Genomic DNA, 18,038 nt, shown 5'->3' on the forward strand with positions numbered 1-18,038 from the left:
CCCAGTTGACCATCCCACGCCCGGCGCTGCGAGTGCTGAAGCAACCGCGCTGATCACGCGTCCGACTGGTGCCGCTCGTCCTGCTCGCCAGCCAGGCGTCGGAGCACGTCCGGTGCCGACGAAGTACCGCCAGCAGCGATGTCCACGCCTCGGTCGGCCAGGTAGGCGGTGATGAAGCCCTCGATACTCGCGTCGTCGGGTCGCGACTCGGCGGAGGAGTTGGCGAACCTCTCCACCACGTCGAGAAAGGTCCGTGGTTCGACTGCTCCCGCGACGGCGTGGGAGACTTCGTACAGAACCCTCAGCAGCGTCTCGCCGAACGGGGGCTCGACTGCGCGCTGATGGGCGAGGTAGTCGAAAGCCTCGACCGGCAGGTAGGCGGAATCGCCTACTCCCAAGTAGGGACGTGCGGCCTCGCCCACCTGCGCCGCGAACTCGTGGAAGGCGCCATCCACGCGTTGGTCGCCTGACGTCACGGTGAGCCACGTCAGCACAACGGCAGGCAACGCCGTGAGTGAGTGTCCCCGGAACAGGTGCGGCAGCAGTTCTGCGGGAAGGACCCCGAGGCCGACCAGGTCAGGATGGGAGCAGACCGCGGAAATCAGTTCGAACGGACGTATCTCCCTGTCGCGGCACTCCTCCGGAGTCTTGGGAATCAGGTGCCTGAGACCGCGTTCGACCACATCGCGGGGAAGCCTCTGCGCCTCCCTGGACAAGGCCGACGACATGCAGGCGCGGGCGCCGCGGTTCATCGGCGTCCCGGCGTCGAGGCGGCTGATGATGCCGTTGAGAGCATCGACGTCATAAGGGATGCCGCGTCGGCCGGTGGTGCCCGACGTGAGGACGATCCACCGCGCCAACTTTCGGAGTAGGAACTGCTCATCCGGTGCCGACGTGATGTCATCACTGACGAAGATCCGTCCGGTGTGCATCATCCCCTCCAGCGTCGCGTCGCCCAGCAGTTGAGCCTCTTTACCCGCTGCCCCCTCAAGGTCGACCTCCCTGCGGGTGATGTGCCACGAGCCGTCGTGGACGAGGGTCAGCTCGTCGACCAGACTCTGCCAGCCCTCCTTGTCGAGCCCGGACTGCCAGAGCCGAACGGTTGAGCGCCACGGGTCGAGGCTGTCCTCCTCGTGCCGGAACAGGCTCTGCACAGGGGTCGGCACATCCTTGTCCAGCAGGACGCGCAGGCAGACGAGGTTCGCCGAGTAGGTGGCGATGCGGGAAACGAGTGTCGTCCTCGCCGGGGCGTAGTCGGGGTGGGGGTCGCTTCGCGCGCGGTCGTGGAACGACCTGATCAGGTCATCCAGCACCGCGAGAACACCGGTCCGGGTGCCCTGGTCGAGGGCGGCGAACAAACCGGCGGCGAGCTCCAGGATGGGCTTGCGTTTGACGAACGGCTGGTGCGAAATCAGGGTGTACAAGAGGGAGTCGTCCGGTGGCGCGGATCGCAGGTAGGGGTTGGCGGCCGGCAGAGCGCGTTGGACGACCATCTGCCTGAGCAGGGTCAGCGTCACCTCGGCGATCAGGTACTCGCCGAACGTGGCGTGCAGGAATTCGTAGGAGCGGCGGCCGGTCTCGGCTTTCTCGTTGAGTGCCGCCGCGTGGATGAAGAAGAAGTTCTCCACGGTGCGGTCGGCATCACTGACGGGGGTGTCGAGGGTGGTGGCCGGCGCGGTGGCCTCGGCCGGGGCGAACACGGCCAGGTCCTGGTTCAGCTCCCGGTCGGTCACGTACTGCCGTCCCCGGTTGAACATCGCCAGCGCGGCAATGCCCAGCTGCCACCCACTCTGCGCGGCGCGGGTGGTGACATGGTCCTCGGAGGGCCGCCTGGAGCTCTTGTCACGTACTTGGCGCAGGATGAAAGACCTGATCAGGCGTCCGTACAACTCGGCCTTCGACAGGTTGTGGTCGTCCAGTGGAGGGTTGTCAGGGTCTGCCGCGTAGATGACGAGCATGAGCAGGATCAACGGCTGCCGCGCCAGGTCGGAGTGGTGGACGAGTTGGGCCTGGCTGAGTGGGCGGAAGCCCGACGTGCTGGTGTTCGCGTCGTTCCACGCCTCCAGCCAACGGTCGACGCGCTCGTCGTCGAACTCCTCCAGTTTGACGATCGGCACTCCGACGGGGATGCGCGCGCGGTCCGCCACGAGCATCCGCGACGTGATCACCACAGCGACCGGCCGACCGAGGTCCGCCTCGCGCTCCTGGAAGTCCCGGACCTGTTGGATGTACGCGGACTGCTGCACGCCGCTGGCCTGGATCAGTTCGTCGAACCCGTCCAGCAGCACGACACGTGTGCTGTCCTCGCACTCGTCGGCGAGCCTGCCCCACCCGACCCGTTCCGCGAAGACCTCCGTCAACGCCGTCTCGATCTGCTCGTGCACCGGATCTTCCGCGCGCACCTTGCGGAGCTGCACCGTGACCACGGTGAACCGGTCGGCGGGCAGCCGCGCGGCGAGCACGTCCACCAACAGCGACTTGCCCGCGCCGGGGTTGCCCAGTACCAGCAGTGGGAGGGTCGTGCTGTCGGGTCCGGAGAGGTGGGCGGCGAGGAAGGTGTCGATGTCGTCCCGGACTTCGGTGTGCCTGTCCCACCATCCCTCGGACGAGGGTTGGGTTTTCTCGTGATACACGGTCAGCCGATAGCCGGGGGCCACGAACCCGCGTTCGACGGTGGGAAAGACGGCGTCGATCGTGGAGGTGTCGCTGCCGCCTCGCAGCAGCGGTTTGCCCAAGACGGCGGTCGCCGCGTGTTCGAGCTTCTTCCGGTACGTCCGGCTCGGGGGAAGCTGCCCTGACGAGAGCTGCGACAGCAGTGTGGAGAACACTTCCAGGGACTCGGTCCGGACGGCCTCCAACGCCTCCGCGAACTTGGCGTCGCTCCGCCGGATCGCGGCGCGCGTGGCGGCGTGCTCGCCGAGCAAAGCCCAGATCCGGAACTCGGGGATCGCCCCGGCCAGCCCCAGGTAGTGGTGCGTGTACTTTTCACGGCTCGTCGTGGCCATGGCATGACGGAATCGCGTGCCGTGGAACTGTGGAGGCCGGGCTCCCAGCCCGTCGAGGAACTCCGTCACGAGATCTGTGGCGATGGCGAAGAATCTGCTCAGCTCGATAGTCAGGTTCTCCTGGAACCCGCGCGTGGCGTTCGGGGCGGGGACGTTCAGCGCGGTCAGGCTGGGCAGGGCGGTGACCTCCTTCTTCCCGTCCGGTTCGGCGCCGAGGGCGCGGAACTTCTCGCGATCGGTGACCTGGAGCGTGTCGAAGACCGGGCCGATCTCGTCGCGGAACGCGTCGAAGACCGAGGTCACGGCGATGATCGTGTGTGCGGCGGCGATGAGTTCGTGCCGGTGCACGCCGTTCAGGCCGGTCAGCTTGTCCGTGATCCCGTCGAGGATCTTCCGCAGGGACGCCGTGGCTTCGTTCTTGGGGTCGACCAGGCTCAGGACGTCCGGCTCGACCGCACCGCCGACGAGGATGCCGACGCCGAGGAACACGTCGGCCTTGTCGAGCCACGGGCGGTCGTACCTGCCGAGCACGCGGAGTGCGCCTTCGTACGAGAACAGGGCTGGGCGGGGCATGGGAGCAATGATCACCCCAGGGGACGGCAGGCGGGCCGCAATTCACGGATCACCCAGGACCCTGCGGACCACCCATCCCCCGATCGGGTGGCGGAGTTGATCGACGCGCCGCCGTCTGAACCGATCGTGCCTGATCGGGCACCCTGGGCTAATATCCGTGCGCAGTCGGTTGAAACACCAGCCGCTCAGGTCGTTGGGCAAGTGCGAGGCCTGTCCGGTGTGCAGTGGACGTCGTCTCGCCCTTGACGCGGGGAGGCGTTCGGACGTGGTCGAGTGGTCGGTGCGGCAACTGTTCCCGGGTGAGGACCCGACGAGCGAGGCGCATCGCGCGCACGACTGGTCCACCACCCCGCTGGGCCCGGTGGGGTCCTGGCCGGTCGAACTGCGTGCCGCGATCCGCACGGTCATGCCGTCGCGGGTGCCGATGCTGCTGTGGTGGGGGCCGCGGCTGGTGCAGATCTTCAACCACGCCTACACCCCCGTACTGGGTGACAAGTACCCGCGCGCGATCGGCGAGCCGGGCGCCGAGTGCTGGGCCGAGGTGTGGGACCAGTTGGAACCGCTGGCCCACCAGGCGCTGGACGAGGGCGTGCCGACGTACTCGGAGAACCAGCTGCTGTTCCTGCACCGGCACGGCTACCGCGAGGAGACGTACTGGACGTTCTCCTACAGCCCGGTGCACGCCGAGGACGGCTCGGTGGCGGGGATCTTCGTGGCCACCACCGACGTGACGGCGCGGGTGCTGGGTGAACGCCGACTGGAAACGTTGCGCCAGCTCGGCACGCTGTCGGTGGCCGAGGCCGATACCGCGGCGGACGCTTGCCGGGCGGCGGTGAAGGTGCTGTCGGGCAGTTCGGCCGACCTGCCCCGGGTGGCCGCCTACCTGCGCACCGGTGACGGCGAGCCGGCGTTCGTGGCGTCCACGGGCACCGGCGCCGAGGTGCCGGCGGAGGTGGTGGGCCGGGTGGCCGGGACCGGGCAGGCGGAGATGATCGGGCGGGACGAGACCCTGGTGGTGCCGTTGACCGCGGGGGCGCGGGGCACGCACGGCGCGCTGGTGGTGGGGCTGAGCCCGTTCCGGAGGTTCGACCAGTCCTACGCGTCGTTCGTGGACCTGGTGACGGCGGGCGTGGCGACCGCGGTGGACGACACGGTGGCCTACGAGGCGCACCGGACGCGGGCCAGGGCGTTGGCCGAGTTGGACGCGGCCAAGACCCGGTTCTTCCAGAACATCAGCCACGAGTTCCGCACCCCGTTGACGCTGCTGCTGGCGCCGCTGAGCACGCTGCTGGAGGACCACGCCGACGCGTTGCCCGCCGACCAGCGGGAGGCGGTGTCGGCGGCGCACCGCGCCGCGCAACGGCTGCGCCGCCTGGTGGACACGCTGCTCGACGTGGCCAGAGCCGAGGCGGACCACCTGCACGTCCGGCCGGAGCCGACCGACGTGGCGGCGCTGACCGCGGACTGCGCGGCCATGTTCCGCGCCACGGCCGAGGAGCTGGGCCTGGAGTTGGTGGTCGAGACGCCGGGCTCGGGCGACACGGTGTGGCTGGACCAGGAGATGTGGGCGCGGATCGTGCTCAACCTGCTGTCCAACGCGGTCAAGTTCACCATCGAGGGCACGGTGGCGGTGACCGTGCGGACCACGCAGGACAGTTGCGTGCTCACCGTCGCCGACACCGGCGTGGGCATCCCGGAAGCCGAGCAGGACCGGGTGTTCCAGCGGTTCCACCAGGTCGACGGCGTCACCGGCCGCAGCCGTGAGGGCGCGGGCATCGGGTTGTCGCTGGTCTCGGACCTGGCGGCGGCGTTGGGCGGCACGGTGACGGTGCGCAGCACACCCGGCCGGGGCAGCACGTTCACCGTCACGGTCCCGCGCGTGGAGGCCGCCGAAGCCGTCCGCCGGATACCCCTGGAGGACCTCGGGGCGGGCTTCCTCGGCGAGACCCGGCAGTGGACGCCGCCCGCCGCCGCCGAACCGGTGGCCGGCGCCGTGGACCGGCGGGTCCTGTTGGTCGAGGACAACGCCGACATGCGCGACTACCTGGTCCGCCTGCTCACCGCGCAGCGCTGGCAGGTGGACGCCGCCGGCGACGCCGAGACCGCGCTCAAGCACGCCCGCACGTCCCGGCCCGACCTGGTGCTCAGCGACGTGATGCTGCCCGGCCGCGACGGTCTCGCGCTGCTCGCCGACCTGCGGTCCGACCCGGCGCTGGCCCGCGTGCCGGTGGTGCTGCTGACCGCCAGGGCCGGTACCGAGTCCGCGGTCGAGGGGCTGCGCAACGGGGCCGACGACTACGTGGTCAAACCGTTCCACCCGACCGAGCTGATCGCCCGCACCAGGGTCCACCTGGAACTGTCGAGCTTCCGCGAAGCCCTGCTGGCCGAAGGGGAACGCGAGGCGACCACCCTGCGCGAGGCCCTGTCCAGCCGCAGCACCACCAGCCAGGCGGTCGGCATCCTCATGGTCCTGCACCGCTGCGACGCCGACACCGCGTTCAAGAAGATCACCGCGTTGTCCCAGCGCCGCAACGTCAAGGCCCGCGACATCGCGGCCGAGCTGGTCACCCGCTTCGTCGACGGCCTGCCCGCCGGCTGACCGCCGATCAGGAACGCGCGCCCGCCGAGGCCCGGTCGGCGTCCACGTCGGCGGGCACGCGCAGCATGATGAACCGGGTCCGCCGGCGCAACCGGAAACCGAGTGACTCGTACAGCCGGATCGCGGAGGTGTTCGACGCGGCGGCGTGCATCAACGGGATCTCGCCGCGGGCCCGGATTCCCGCCGCGACGGCCCGCACCAGCCGGGTGGCCAGGCCCTGTCCCCGGTGCGCCGGGTCGGTGCACACCGCGTCGTCCGGCCGATCGGGCACCGCCAGGAACGGCGCCACGTCGAGCTGGTAGCGCACCGCCTGGCCGTGGCGTTCGGCGAACCGGGCGTGCGGGCCGGTCAGCGAGGCCCAGGTCGGGTTGTCCAACGGCGAAGCCATGTGCGGTCCCCCAGGTGGTTCGTGATCGGTCGAATCTTGCGTTCGGCGGCGACCGCCTGTCCACGCGCGTACCGCGCCTCTCACATGCTGAACCGATCGCTACCGATCGCTTGGAGCTGAGCCGCTCTGGACTGAACCAGGGCAAAATGCGGTGCCTCACGCGGGCACGATCACTAACGTCCGCCGGATGGCACCTCCACTCGGACCGGACTTCACCAAGCTGTGGCTCGCGTCGGCGGTGTCCAACGTCGGTGACGGCATGGCGATGGCCGCCGGTCCGCTGCTGCTGGCCTCGCTCACCGACGACCCGGCCCTGGTGGCGGGCGCGGTGTTCGCCCAGCAGCTGCCGTGGTTGCTGTTCTCGCTGCTCAGCGGCGTGATCGTGGACCGGTTCGACCGGCGCAAGCTGGCCGTCGCGGCGAACCTCGGCCGTGGCGCGATCGTCGCTGCGCTCGCCGTCGCGGTCTGGACCGGCCACGCGTCCGTGCCGGTGGTCTACGCGTGCCTGTTCCTGCTCGGCGTCGGTGAGACCGTGGCCGACAACGCCGCGTCGGCGCTGCTCCCGGCCGTGGTGTCCAAGGAACACCTGCCGCGCGCGAACTCACGCCTGATGGGCACGCACATCCTCGGCGGCAGCCTCGCCGCGCCACCCATCGGCGCGGCGCTGTTCGTGGTCGCTGCCGCGCTGCCGTTCGGCCTGGACGCGGCCAGCTTCGTCGTCGCCGCACTGCTGATCGCGACGCTGCGCGGCGTGCCGAAGCAGGCGCTCGCCGAGAAGCGCACCCTGCGCGCGGACATCGGCGCGGGGCTGACGTGGCTGTGGCGGCACGAGGTGCTGCGGACCCTGGCCCTCTGCCTGTGCCTGATGAACATCACGTTCACCGGTGCGATGTCCATCCTGGTGCTCTACTCGACTGAACGGCTCGGCCTGGACCCGAAGTGGTTCGGCCTGCTGCTCAGCACCATGGCGGTCGGCGGTGTCCTCGGCACGCTCGTCTCGACCCGGCTGATCGAACGGTTCGGGCCGACCGCCCTGTTGCGGATCGGCCTGGTGATCGAGGCCGGCACCCACGTGGCGCTGGCCTTGGCCCCGAACGTCTGGGTCGCGGGCGTCACGCTCGCGGTGTTCGGCGTGCACGCGGTGGTGTGGAACGTGATCACGCACTCCGTCCGGCAGCGCGAGGTGCCCGACGAGCTGCGCGGCCGGGTCGGCAGCGCCTTCTTCCTGCTCAGCACCGGCGGGTCCGCGCTGGGCGCGCTGGTCGGCGGCGTGCTGGCCCGCCAGTTCGGCATCACCGCGCCGTTCTGGCTGGGGGTCGTGGTGGTGGCGGGCGTGACCGTGGTGGCGTGGCGACCGTTCGCGGCGGCGACCCGGCTGCACCGCCAGGCCGCCGCCGCGACGTGATCACGCCATCTCGCCGTGCTCCAGGTGCAGGCGCGTGCCGCTGAACCCGGCCCGCGTGCGCCGGTCGTGCGTCACCACGACCAGCGCGCCCGGGTAGTCGGCCAACGCCCGGTCCAGGTCCTCCACCAGACCCGGCGACAGGTGGTTGGTCGGCTCGTCGAGCAGCAGCAGGTCCACCGGCCTGGTCACCAGCCGGGCCAGCTCGGTGCGCCGTCGTTGCCCGTAGGACAGCTCCCCGATCCTGGTCCGCAGGTCACGGCGGTCGAACAGGCCCAGGGACAGCAGCCGGTCCGCGTGCTCGTCGGGGTGACCGGGCAGCCCCTCGGCGAACGCCTGGAGCACGGTCAGCTCCGGACGCCACGCCACCTCCTCCTGACGCAGGTGGCCGACCCGCCCCGGCACGTCCACCGTCCCGGAGTCCGGCCGCAGCTCACCGCTGAGCACCCGCAGCAGCGTGGTCTTGCCCGCGCCGTTGGGCCCGGTCACCAGCAGCCATTCACCCGACCGCACGGCCAGGTGCGGCAACCGCAGCCGGTCACCGACCCGCACGTCCGACAGCTCGGCCGCCCACTGCCCCGCACCGCCGCCACCGTCGAGCCGCGCGGAGAACCGCAACGGCGCGGGCGGCGGCGCCACCGGGTTCTCGGTCAGCCGTGCCAGGCGTTCCTTGGCGTTGCGGATGCGGCTCATCGCGCCGTGGGCACGTCCCCTGGCGCGGAACGGACCGCCGCCGAACGCCGCCTTGTCCATCTTCCGGGGGATCTCGCCCAGCCGCTGCGCGGCCGAGGACAGCAACCGCTCCTGGCGACCCAACTCGGCCCGCCACTCCTCGTGCTCGCGCAGCCGACGCGCCCGCTCCGCCGCCTTGGCCACCAGGTAGCCGTCGTAGCCGTCGCCGAACCGTCCGACGCGGCCGCCCCCGACCTCCACGATAGTGGAGGTCACCCGTTCCAGGAACACCCGGTCGTGGGTGATCGCGACGACGGTTCCCTTGTGCCGCACCAGGTGCTGTTCCAGCCAGGCCACGGCCTGGTCGTCCAGGTCGTTGGTGGGCTCGTCGAGCAACAGCAGTTCGGGTGACGACGCCAGCGTGGCGGCCAGCGCCAGCCGGGACAACTCACCACCGGACAACGTGCCCAACTTCCGCCGGCGGTCCAGGCCGGGCAGCCCCAAGCCGTGCAGGGCTACGTCGACCCTCGTGTCCGCTTCATAACCTCCTCTTGCCTCGTACTGCTCGACCAGCGACGCGTAGTGCTCCGGATCGGCGTCCGGACCCGCCAGCTCGGCCTCGGCCCGCCGCATCCCGGCCTCCAAGTCGCGCAGGTCGGCCAACGCGAGGTCGACGGCATCGGCCACGGTGGCGTGCGGCGGCAGGTCCAGCGTCTGGGCCAGGTACCCGATCCCGCCGGGCGCGACCACAGTGACCTCGCCGTTGTCGGCCGTCACCCGGCCCGCGATCACCGCGAGGAGGGTGGACTTGCCGGAACCGTTGTCGCCGATCACGCCGACCTTCTCGCCGGGCTTGACGGTCAACGTGACCGAGTCGAGCACGACGTGGCCGTGGTAGCTCTTGGTGACGTTGTGCAGGGCTAATTGCGCGGTGCGCAAGGCAGACTCCTGTTCCCGGCGAGGCAAACGCCGAGTCATCGGTGCGATGGGTGCGGAGAAGTCGCGTTCGCGGAGCCGGGCTCTACGCGATCGCGGGACCGATGATCACAGGAAGTACAACATCGCCGCACAGCATAGCCGACTGATCGACTTCCGCAACACGTGATCGGCGACACACTCGTATTCCACCCCGCCCGAGGGTTTGAGTCGTATAGACTCAAACTATGTTCACCAGGGACGAAGCCCTCGATCGGGTCGAACGGGCGGGCTCGGCGACCGACCTGTTCGGCCCGTTCGACCCGGCCAGGCGGAAGGAGGCACAGCAGCTGTACCGACGATTGGCCGCCGTCCTGCACCCCGACCGGGTCGACGCGGGCGACACCAGGGCGCACGCGGCATCGGCGGAACTGACCCGGCTCCACCACGAGTGGCAGCACGCCGAACCGGTCGAACTGCACACCGCCGGCGCCGTCTACCGGCTCACCGACCGACACGCGGTCGGCAGCGTCGCCAACGTCTACCGCACCGACGGCCCGCGCGTGGTCAAGGTGGCACGCGACCCGGCGCTCAACCCGCTGCTGCACGCCGAGTGGGACGCCCTGCGCCGCCTCACCCGGTTCACCGCCCAACACCGATGGCTGCGCCCCTTCTACCCGCACCTGGTCGACACCTCCGGCGACGTGAGCCGCGGCGACCGCGCGTTCACCGTCCTCGAACCACTGGTCGACGGGTTCGTGACACTGGCCGACGTGCGCCGGGCGTTCCCCGACGGCTTGGACGGCCGCGACTACGCCTGGATGCACCGCAGGCTGCTCCGGGCGATCGCGGGCGCCCACCGGATCCGCCTGGTGCACGGCGCGATCGTCGCGGACAACGTGCTCGTACACCCCCAGAAGCACGGGATCGTGCTGGCCGGCTGGTCGTTCGCGGTCACCGCCGGAGAACGGCTCCTCGCCACCAGCAAAGCCATCACCTACCCACCCGAAGTCCACGACGGACACCCGGTCACCACAGCCACGGACGTCCACATGGCACACACGCTGATGCTGGACCTCCTGGCCCACGACGAAACCCGACAACGCAGGTTCGCCCGGTGGTGCACCCAGGACGCCCCGGACCGACGACCCGACGCCGTCGACCTGCTCAGCGAGTACGACGACCTGCTCGACGACCTCTACGGCGAACGGACCTTCCGCCCGTTCGCACTACCGACAGGAGCCTGACAATGGGACACGGCAAGTGGGACGACGACGCCTACACCGCGGCCAAGACATTCCGCGCCGCCAAGGGCATCAACGCCTTCGGCTACACCGACAAGATGAGATCACGCTCCCGGTCCGAGTGGACGGTGGACCCGTCGCTGGACCCGAAGGGTGTGGCCGCACGGGAGTGCCGCGACTCCGACGAGCACGCCGACTCCACGCCGATCGCGGTGCTGTTCGACGTCACCGGCTCCATGGGCCAGGTACCGCAGATCATGCAGGGCAAGCTCGGCAAGCTGCACGGCCTCTTGCAGCGCAAGGGCTACCTCGCCGACCCCCAGCTGATGTTCGGCGGCATCGGTGACGCCGACAGCGACCGCGTGCCGCTCCAGATCGGGCAGTTCGAATCGGACAACCGGATGGACGAACAACTGCGCACCATCTTCCTCGAAGGCAACGGCGGCGGGCAGAAGAGCGAGTCCTACGAACTGGCCGCCTACTTCGTGGCCCGACACGTGGTCACCGACGCGTGGCAGAAACGCGGCCGCAAGGGCTACCTCTTCCTGATCGGCGACGAGCTCAACAAGCCCCGACTGGAGGCACGGCACATCCGCCGGATCATCGGTGACGACGTGCGGGAGGACATCGACCCGGTGTCGGTCTACCGGGAGCTGAGCCGCAAGTGGCACGTCTACTTCGTGCTGCCCAAGCAGTCGTCCTACTACGACGACCCGCAGATCGCCGACCACTGGCGTGACATCCTCGGCCAGCGCTTCCTCAAACTGGACGACCCCGGCGCGGTGTGCGAACTGATCGCCGCCACCATCGGGATGGAGGAACAGGTGGTCGACCTGGACCAGGCGATGGTGGACCTGGCCGAGATCGGGTCGGTGGCGGAGCGCGAAGCAGTCGGCAAAGCACTCGTCCAAGTCGGCTCGAAGGCGCTCACCAAGTCCGCCACTCCCCCACTGCTCGACGGCCCCGACGACGTGACGCTGAACTGATGCGGGAGGAGACCGGCGTGGACGGGCACATCATCGTCGTCGGCCTGGGGTTCGGCGACGAAGGCAAGGGGGCAGTGGTCGACGCGCTGTGCCACGACGGTCCCGTCACGTCGGTCGTCCGGTTCAACGGCGGCGCCCAGGCCGCGCACAACGTCGTCGTCGACGACCGGCACCACACGTTCAGCCAGTTCGGGTCCGGCACGCTCGCGGGCGTGCCGACCCACCTCTCCCGGCACGTGCTGGTCGAACCGATCGCACTGGCCCGCGAGTCACGGGAACTGGAGGCCCTGGGCGTCCCCGACCCACTGCGGCTGATGTCGATCGACGCCGACGCCCTGCTCACCACCCCGATCCACGTCGCCGCCAACCGTGCCCGCGAGGACGCCCGCGGACACGGCCGGCACGGCTCCTGCGGCAAAGGCATCGGCGAAACCGCCTGGTACGCCCTGCTAGCGACCCGCGGCGCAGGCCCGGGTGACACGATCGAGAACCAACACGTCCTCGGCATCCCGGGCGCCGCACCGACAGTCGGCGACTGCGCCCACCCGGCCGTACTGCGCGCCAAACTCGACACCCTGGCCCGCTTCTACGAACCGCTGACCGGCACCGGCACGTCAGTGGACGACCTGGTGTCGCTGTACCGGGACTTCGCCGGCGCGGTCCGCATCACCTCCGGCGACGAGATCGACCGCCTCGCCGATCACGGACGCCTGGTGTTCGAAGGCGCCCAAGGCGTGCTGCTGGACCAGTCGCACGGCTTCCACCCACACACCACCTGGTCCACCGTCACCCCGCACAACGCCCGCAACCTGCTCGGACACCACCCCGCCACCGTGATCGGCGTGACCAGGACCTACCAAACCCGCCACGGCGCCGGACCACTCCCCACCGAGGACCACGCGGTACTCGCGCGGTTCCCCGAACGCCACAACGACACCGGCCACTACCAGGGGGCGTGGCGGGCCGGTCACCTCGACGCCGTGCTGCTGCGCTACGCGGTGACGGCGTGCGGCGGTGTGGACGCCCTCGCGGTGACACACCTGGACGCACACGACCTCAAAGTGGCCACCTCCTACGACGCTCCCCTGCCCACGACCGGCCTGACCGAATTCCTCACCCACCGCACACCAGTCCTGACCGACATGCCCGACCCGGTCACATGGCTGGAGAACCACCTGAACGTGCCCGTCCTCGTCACCGGCGCGGGCCCCGACCGGGCGGACTACACCGTCCGGACACAGGTCCACCGATGAGGTGCGGGAGAATCAGGCCATGATCGAGTCGACCCTGGTGTCGGTGGACGTGCTGGCCCTGCGCTTCGACCCGGCCACACGCGCCGTGCTCCTCGGCATCGCGCCCCGCGCCCTGGAACCGTTCGCGGGTGAACTCGCGCTGCCCGGCGTGCTGCTGGGCAAAGGCGAACGCCTCCGTGACGCCGCGCACCGGGCCGTCACCGCCAAACTCGGCGTCCCCGCGGCCGCGATCACCGCCACCGGCCAGCTCAGCACGTTCGACGAACCGTCCCGAGACCCCCGCGGCCCGACCCTCTCCATCGCCCTCTGGGCCACCATCGACCCCACCCGCCTGACCGACGGCGGCGCCACCTGGACCCCACTGGCGCAAGTCCCCCCGCTCGCGTTCGACCACAACCGCATCGTGGACGACTGCCGCCCCGTCCTGGCCGGCCACCTGTGGCGGGACGCCACCTTCACCGCCGGCCTCCTCGGCCGCGAGTTCACCACCGCCCAGGCCTTGGACGTCACCGAATCCCTCACCGGCGACCGCCCCTACCCGGCCAACCTCGGCCGCACCATGGAACGCGTCCCCGGCCTCGAACGCACCACCCACCATGCCGCTGCCCTCCCCAAGGGCGGCCGTCCCCCGTCCGTCTGGCGCTGGACGGCCTGACCGGATGATTAATTTCTGTTAACACTGAAGTCATCAAGGGTGTTGACCATAGGTCTCAGGCGCGGACCGGCGGGATTGGTGTCGGGCCACACCCCCGAAGGCCGACCGAACTCCACTTCCGGACCATTCGGGTGATGGCCCTTTTCAGGCATTGCCCGGGAAACGGCCGCTGTTAGCGTCGATCAAATGACTATTCCGACTGAGCCGATCGGCAGCATCCCCCGCCCACCGGCCCTGGTGCACGGTCTGGCCGAGCACGCGGCGGGCAGGATCGACCAGGAGGCGCTCGACGCGCTGACCGACGACGCGATCGCGGACACCATCGAGTGCTTCGCGCTGACCGACTCACCGGTGATCACCGACGGCGAGCAGGCCAAGCCCAGCTTCGTCACCTACCCGATCGCCGGGTCGGACCGCCTCGCCGCCGGCGGCGTCACCATCCCGTTCGAGGACGGGCACACCCGCCAGTTACCCAGCCTCGCCGACGGCCCGTTCACGTACGGCGTCTACGCCGACAGCTTCCTGCTGCGGGCGCGACAGCACACCGACCTGCCGGTCAAGCAGGCGGTGATCGCACCGTCGGCGCTGAGCCTGCTCTACCCGGCGAGCGGGCTGGACGGCTACCCGCGCGAGCGGTTCCTCACCGACCTGGCCGACGAGAGCGAGCGCGACATCAGGCGCAGCCTCGACGCGGGCGCGCACTCGGTGCAGCTCGACTTCACCGAGGGCAGGCTGTCGCTCAAGCTCGACCCGTCCAAGGGTGTGCTGCGCGATTTCATCGCCCTCAACAACGAGGTGCTGGGCAGGTTCTCCGACGAGGAGCGGAAGCGGATCGGAGTGCACTCCTGCCCCGGCGGCGACTTCGACTCCACGCACAGCCTGGACGTGGACTACGCCGAGCTGCTGCCGGAGCTGTTCCAGCTGGCGGCGGGCAACTTCTACGTCCAGCTGGCCAGTGAGGCCGACCGGCCCCGCACCCTGGAGATCATCGCCCGGCACCTCAAGTCGGACCAGCGGGTGTTCATCGGGGTGATCGACCCGATCAACCCCGAGGTGGAGACGCCCGAGCAGGTCCGCGACCGGGTGCTGGAGGCGGCCGAGCACCTGCCCGTCGATCAGCTGGGCACGTGCGACGACTGCGGCTTCTCCCCCTTCTCCGACGACACGTCGACCTCGCGGGACACCGCGTTCCGCAAGATCGCCGCACGCGTGGCCGGCACCCGCATGGCCGAAGACGTGCTGGCTGGTTGACGTGCTCACACGCTGACATGCCGCCCGTGCCCGGCGCCGTTACCGTTATCGCCGGGCACGGGAGGTGAACCCATGGCGGAACGCGGTAAGCGGGAGATCCGCGGCTGGAAAGCCATGATGGACAAGGCGGCCGAGCGGCTGGAGTCGAAGACCGGCGCGACGGTGGCGGAGTGGAACCAGCGGGTGCGCGAGGCGAACCCGTCCGGTGAGCCCGCGTTGCGCAAGTGGTTGACCGAGCAGGGCGTCGGCGGGTACGCGCAGGACCTCCTGGTGTGGGAACGCCACGGCTACCCGGACTTCATGCTCACCGAGCCCACCGAGCTGATCAACGCCCAGTACGCCGATCGGCAACACCTGCGCCCCATCTGCGACGCCGTGCTGGACGCGGCGTACTCGCTCGGCGATGTCGTGGTGCAGGCCCGCAAGACCTACATCTCGCTCGTCTCGCCGAAACGCACCTTCGCCATCGTCAAGGCGACGACGAAGAACCGGGTGGACGTCGGTCTGAACCTGCCGGGCCGCGAACCGGGCGGTCGGCTGCTGCCGGCGAAGAGCCTCGACAAGGGCACCGTGCGGATCGCCCTGGAGTCACCGGAGGAAGTGGACGACGAATTCCTCCGGCTGTTCGAGGAGTGCTACCAGGCCAACATCTGACCGGGCCGTCCGGTCACCGGTTGATCAGCGAGCCGAACGCGGCGCGCACGTCGTCGTCGGACGCGGTGACGTGGACCTCCCCCGGCGGGCCGAGGTCGGTGGGGCCGTAGTAGGTGTAGGAGAGGACCTCCGGGCAGCTCGCGCCGCCGATCTCGATCTTGGTGTCGGCCACCGGCTGCCCGGTCCGCAGTTCGAAGACCTTCACCGGGATCGCGATCTTGCGGAACGTCACGTCCTGGGGGAACTCGGGGAAGATCTTGTTCTCGTAGGGGCAGGTCTGGACGGGCGTGCCCATCTCCGCCTCGCCCGCGCAGACCACCAGCACGGCTTCGGCGGCGTCAGAGGCCCGCCACTCGGCGGGGAGCTTGCTCGCGTAGTGGTAGTTGCCGTAGAGCAGGGCGCGGTTGGTTCCCGGCCCGTAGGGCGCGGCGCCGCTGTACTGCGCCGGATTGGCGCAGTACGCCGGTTGCGTGGTGGGCGAGCCCTGGAGGAGGCCGCGGACGTTCGCCAGCTCGATCGCCAGCGTGGCCTGCCGGACCCCTTCCTGTGCCTTGGCGGTGAGTTCCTGTCCGGGGTACTGGTCGAGCAGCTGCTGATAACGCGTCCGTGCCTGCTCCCACTCCTCGGCGGCCATGTGGGCGTCGCCGCAGCCGACCAGCGCGGCGGGCGCGGTCCGGGCAGCGACGTCAGCGGACCGGTCCAGTGCGTTGTCCGTCGCCGGCCGTTGGCGGAGCCAGTCGGTGACCTCGGCGGTGCGGCAGGGGTCCTTGACGGGCAGGCCGGAGAGGAACCCGTCCAGCACGACGTCGACCATCTTCTCGTGGCCGGGCAGCTCCGCGAGGACCGAGCCGAGACCGTCGAAGCCGCCGGACAGCGCATCGGTGTCACCGGTCAACCCAGCGGTGAGTTCGAACCTGGCCACCGATAACCGTTGGCACGCCTGGACGGTCTTCTCGCCGCGGGCCGTCAGCGGGGCGTCGACCACGCGGTGGCCGAGCCACACCCGGTCCAGGGCGGTCGACGCCTGCCCGCAATCGCCGCTGCCGCGCGCTTCGGTGACGGTCCCCTCGATGCCGGCGGCGTCGAACCGCAGGAGCGCCACGGCCAGCAGCACCGGAACCGTGACGCCGAGCGCGACCAGCCGCTGCCCGCGCACCGCGACCCGCCGAGTGCGCCCACCCGCAAGGAACCACCCGTGCACGATGAGCGCTGCCCACCAGAGGACCACGACGATCTCGAACCACACCGACCGGGTGACCGACGCGAGGAGGATCACCAGCACGACGGTGACCAGCCCCGTGACGACGGCGAGCGCACGTCGTCGCAGCATCAGGTAGCCGACGCCGAGCAGGGAGGCGTTGGCGAGGGCGACGGCCAGCGGATCGTGGGACCGGGCCACGTGAACGGGTTCCGCCACGTCGTGCGTCAGGTGGTCCATCGTGGTCCCTTCGTCGCGGGACGGTCGGAGGCCGTCACCCCTGTGTCGCCGACGACGGGACAGGTCCGCGGACGATCACATCCGCGGAACCGGAAAGGCCGCCGGCCGAATACGAGCAGCAGGCCGGCCAATCCGGTCAACGGGCTAGGCGGCCAACTCCATGATGCGGGCCGCGACCTCGGCCGGGGCCTCCAATGGCAGCATGTGGCCGGCGTCCTCCACCACCACCGACTCGCCGCCGACCGCCGAGGCCAGCGCCTTGGCGTTGGACTCGGGCACCAGCCGGTCCTCGTCGCCCACGACCGCTATCACCGGCCGTTCGCCCGCGACGGTGAGCGCGGCCTCCCGGTCGTAACGGTCCACCGCCGGCCGGAACAGCGCGACCGTGTCCGGCCAGTGCGACCACACCATGTCCGCGGTCAGGTCCACGTCCTCCTTGCGCGGCTCGTCGCCGAACAGCCACCAGCGCAACCCGGCCGTCTTGGTCGGCTCGATCTTCTCCCGCACCGCCCGCACCAGCGGCCCGAACGCCCGTTCCAACTCGCGGACCAGCTTGCCCAACGCCTTGGGCCAGGCCAGCGACGTCTCCGCCAGCCCGGTCGCGGCGGTCGAGACGAACACCACGCCCGCCACCCGCTGCCGGTACAGCCGGGGCCGGCGTTCGGCCATCGCCATCGCGGCCATACCGCCCATCGAGTGACCGGCGACGACCACCCGCCCCTCGGGCACCAGCCGTTCGATCAACTCGCCCAGGTCGTCGCCCAACTGCTCGATCGACGCGGTCCGCTTGTCCGCCGGCGAGGACGTGCCGTGCCCGCGGTGGTCGTAGGCGATCACCTGCACGGACGCCGGCAGCGCCGCCACCACCCGGTGCCAGCTGCGGTGGTCCAGCGCGTAGCCGTGGGCGAGCACCACGGTCAACTCGGCGTCGGGCGGGCCGCTGCGCACCACGTTCAGCTCCGTGCCGTCCTCCAGCCGCAACCGATCGGTCGCCATGCCGCTG

13 protein-coding genes are annotated in these 18,038 nt (G+C 70.3%); 8 read left to right on the top strand and 5 right to left on the bottom strand.

Annotated features, from left to right (window positions below):
• Positions 1-53: 53 nt before the first annotated feature.
• The gene (locus ALI22I_RS14110; protein WP_077005937.1) at positions 54-3,578 is read right to left on the bottom strand and encodes an NACHT domain-containing protein; all 3,525 of its coding nucleotides are present in this window, start codon (positions 3,576-3,578) and stop codon (positions 54-56) included.
• 265 nt (positions 3,579-3,843) lie between these two features.
• Between ALI22I_RS14110 and ALI22I_RS14115 the strand changes: the two genes are divergently transcribed.
• On the top strand, positions 3,844-6,177 hold the full coding sequence (locus ALI22I_RS14115; RefSeq protein ID WP_077005938.1) for an ATP-binding protein: 2,334 nt from the start codon (positions 3,844-3,846) through the stop codon (positions 6,175-6,177).
• 7 nt (positions 6,178-6,184) lie between these two features.
• Here the strand turns inward: ALI22I_RS14115 and ALI22I_RS14120 are convergent, their stop codons facing one another.
• Positions 6,185-6,565, bottom strand: a complete 381-nt coding sequence (locus ALI22I_RS14120; RefSeq protein WP_077005939.1) for a GNAT family N-acetyltransferase — start codon at positions 6,563-6,565, stop codon at positions 6,185-6,187.
• 187 nt (positions 6,566-6,752) lie between these two features.
• On the opposite strand from ALI22I_RS14120, the gene ALI22I_RS14125 reads away from it, so the two are divergent.
• The gene (locus ALI22I_RS14125) at positions 6,753-7,970 is read left to right on the top strand and encodes an MFS transporter (protein ID WP_077005940.1); all 1,218 of its coding nucleotides are present in this window, start codon (positions 6,753-6,755) and stop codon (positions 7,968-7,970) included.
• On the opposite strand, the gene ALI22I_RS14130 is transcribed toward ALI22I_RS14125, so the two are convergent.
• Positions 7,971-9,617, bottom strand: a complete 1,647-nt coding sequence (locus ALI22I_RS14130; protein WP_202970961.1) for a TlrC/CarA/OleB/SrmB family ABC-F type ribosomal protection protein — start codon at positions 9,615-9,617, stop codon at positions 7,971-7,973.
• Between the two features lie 185 nt (positions 9,618-9,802).
• On the opposite strand from ALI22I_RS14130, the gene ALI22I_RS14135 reads away from it, so the two are divergent.
• From ALI22I_RS14135 to ALI22I_RS14160, 6 genes are all read left to right on the top strand, one after another.
• A complete protein-coding gene (locus ALI22I_RS14135; RefSeq protein ID WP_077005942.1) occupies positions 9,803-10,801 on the top strand; it encodes a protein kinase family protein in 999 nt (332 codons plus the stop codon).
• Positions 10,802-10,803: 2 nt separating this feature from the next.
• Positions 10,804-11,784: a hypothetical protein gene (locus ALI22I_RS14140; RefSeq protein ID WP_077005943.1), complete on the top strand. Its 981-nt coding sequence runs from the start codon at positions 10,804-10,806 to the stop codon at positions 11,782-11,784.
• Positions 11,784-13,037 carry an adenylosuccinate synthetase gene (locus ALI22I_RS14145; RefSeq protein ID WP_077005944.1) on the top strand — a complete coding sequence of 418 codons (1,254 nt, stop codon included), beginning with the start codon at positions 11,784-11,786 and terminating at the stop codon, positions 13,035-13,037. Before ALI22I_RS14140 ends, ALI22I_RS14145 begins: the two co-directional genes overlap by 1 nt.
• A gap of 19 nt (positions 13,038-13,056) precedes the next feature.
• Entirely contained in the window at positions 13,057-13,692 is a 636-nt protein-coding gene (locus ALI22I_RS14150) for an NUDIX domain-containing protein (protein ID WP_077005978.1), read from the top strand.
• A gap of 186 nt (positions 13,693-13,878) precedes the next feature.
• Positions 13,879-14,943: a cobalamin-independent methionine synthase II family protein gene (locus tag ALI22I_RS14155; RefSeq protein ID WP_077005945.1), complete on the top strand. Its 1,065-nt coding sequence runs from the start codon at positions 13,879-13,881 to the stop codon at positions 14,941-14,943.
• 72 nt (positions 14,944-15,015) lie between these two features.
• Positions 15,016-15,597, top strand: a complete 582-nt coding sequence (locus tag ALI22I_RS14160; protein WP_077005946.1) for a DUF5655 domain-containing protein — start codon at positions 15,016-15,018, stop codon at positions 15,595-15,597.
• A 13-nt stretch (positions 15,598-15,610) separates the two neighbouring features.
• Here ALI22I_RS14160 and ALI22I_RS14165 read toward each other — a convergent pair whose 3' ends face one another.
• Both ALI22I_RS14165 and ALI22I_RS14170 read right to left on the bottom strand, forming a co-directional pair.
• On the bottom strand, positions 15,611-17,035 hold the full coding sequence (locus ALI22I_RS14165) for a tetratricopeptide repeat protein (RefSeq protein ID WP_077005947.1): 1,425 nt from the start codon (positions 17,033-17,035) through the stop codon (positions 15,611-15,613).
• Between the two features lie 144 nt (positions 17,036-17,179).
• Entirely contained in the window at positions 17,180-18,031 is an 852-nt protein-coding gene (locus ALI22I_RS14170; RefSeq protein WP_077005979.1) for an alpha/beta fold hydrolase, read from the bottom strand.
• Positions 18,032-18,038: the final 7 nt, after the last annotated feature.

Origin of the sequence: Saccharothrix sp. ALI-22-I (assembly GCF_001984175.1) — a bacterium.
GTDB lineage: Bacteria > Actinomycetota > Actinomycetes > Mycobacteriales > Pseudonocardiaceae > Actinosynnema.